This window comes from Longimicrobium sp., assembly GCF_036554565.1.
In the GTDB taxonomy this organism is placed as follows: Bacteria; Gemmatimonadota; Gemmatimonadetes; order Longimicrobiales; family Longimicrobiaceae; genus Longimicrobium.
In genome coordinates this window covers 1-1,900 of record NZ_DATBNB010000835.1, presented here as the reverse complement: position 1 = coordinate 1,900, position 1,900 = coordinate 1, and the positions used below count along the sequence as shown (strand labels likewise).

The 1,900-nt window shown below is 69.6% G+C and carries 1 protein-coding gene; it reads left to right on the top strand.

The annotated features are described in order from the left end of the window. The first annotated feature begins 149 nt into the window (after positions 1-149). Positions 150-1,766 (top strand): DUF4388 domain-containing protein, encoded by a 1,617-nt coding sequence (locus tag VIB55_RS23620; protein WP_331879139.1) that lies wholly within the window; start codon positions 150-152, stop codon positions 1,764-1,766. The last annotated feature ends 134 nt before the right edge of the window (positions 1,767-1,900 follow it).

Genomic DNA, 1,900 nt, shown 5'->3' with positions numbered 1-1,900 from the left:
GCTGGTGAGCGCCCGCGCCGCCGCCGAGCGCAAGGCCGAGGAAGAGGCCAAGGCCCGGCCCCAGGTGGACCGCTGGTACTTCAACGCCGAAAAGGCCGTGCTGGACTGGCTTGCCCTGGACGACCGCCTGATCGAGGAGCTGGCCTGAGATGGCGATCAAGGGCAACCTGAAGGAGGCCAGCCTTCCCGACGTGCTGCAGCTGCTGGCCATGGGCCAGAAGACCGGCTGCCTGGCGCTGACGGACCGCAGCAACTTCGGCTACGTGTTCTTCGAGCGCGGCCGCATCACCTACGCCTCCATCGTCAACCGGCGCGACCGGCTGGGCGACCTGCTGGTGAAGAACGGGCTGCTGAAGCCCGTGGACCTGGACGCCGCCATCGAGGAACAGCCCCGGCACCCGGGCGTTCGCCTGGGCGAGCTGCTCATCCGCCGCGGCGCCATCACCCGCGAGCAGCTGGAGCAGTACATCCGCATCCAGATCGAGGAGGCCGTCTACTTCCTCTTCACCTGGACGCAGGGCACGTTCAGCTTCGAGCCGGAGCAGCGCCCGGAAGAGGGCGCCATGCTGGTGTCCATCAACCCCGAGAACCTGCTGCTGGAGGGCGCCCGCCGGATCGACGAGTGGAGCCTGATCGAAAAGAAGATCCCCTCGCTGGACCTGGTGTTCGAGATCGACCGCAGCAAGCCCCTGGCGTCGCTGGAGCTTTCCGACGACCAGCGGAAGATCTTGCCGCTGATCGACGGGCGGCGCAGCGTGCAGGAGCTGATCGAGGAGTCCGGGATGGTGGAGTTCGACGTGGGCAAGGCGCTGTTCGGCTACATCCAGGCCGGCATCGCGCATCCCGTCGGGCGGCGGCAGGCGCAGGTGAAGGAGGTTCCGCAGGCGCGCATCGACGAGCACCGCAACCTGGGCGTGGCCTTCTACCGCACGGCCATGTACGACGAGGCCACGCGCGAATTCCGCCGCGTGGCCGAGCTTCAGCCCCGCAACGTGGACGCGCGCTTTCACCTGGCGCTGATCGGCCTGCGCAAGGGCGACGACCGCTTCGCGCTCCGCTATCTCCGCGAGGTGGTGGAGATCGGCGGGCCGCGCGCCACGGTGTTCCACTCGATGTCGCTGGCGCTGGAGCGGCTGGGCCGCGTGGCCGACGCGCGCCTGGCGGCCGACGAGGCGCTGAAGCTGGCGCCGAAGCGGCCGCAGGTGCTGCTTTCGCGCGCCGTGCTGCTGCTGAAGGCGGGCGAGGCGCACGAGGCGGCCGAGGCGTTCCGCGAGTACCGCCGGGTGATGGAGGGGAAGCGCGTGCCACCCGCGTACTACGCCTTCGCCGTGCTGGCCGAGGCCGCGGCCGGCGCGCCCGACGCGGCCATCCGCCTGGGCGAGGAGGCCATTGCCCAGCATCCCCACGCCGCGCCGGTGTACCTGCACCTGGGCAGCGTGTACGAGCGCAAGGGAAACTGGGAAAAGGCCGAGGCCATGTACCGCCGCGCGGCGGACGAGGACCGCGAGCTGCCGCAGGCGCACAAGGCGCTGGGCGACGCCCTGTACCGCCGCGGCGCGTACGACGACGCGGCCGAGTGCTACGGGCGGGCCGCGCGGCTGAACCCGCGCCTGGGCGACGACGTGTACTTTCGCATGGGCAACATCCACTACAAGCGGATGGAGCGGCAGCAGGCGGTGGAGCTCTGGCGCAAGGCGCTGGAGATCAATCCCCAGAACTCCGTCGTGCGCACCAACTTGGAGCTGGTGGAGAGCGTGCTGCGATGAGGCCGCCCACGGGTCCCCCCGCCTTCCCCGGCTTCACCCTTCCCCTGGAGGGCGACGACGAGGGACTGGAAAAGCTGAAGCGGAAGATCGAGTCCGATCGCGGCTTCAACTGCCAGTTCTACAAGGAGAAATGC

Excerpts from the sequence above, each read along its gene's own strand:
- VIB55_RS23620 (WP_331879139.1), top strand. The coding sequence starts at position 150 with ATGGCGATCAAGGGCAACCTGAAGGAGGCCAGCCTTCCCGACGTGCTG.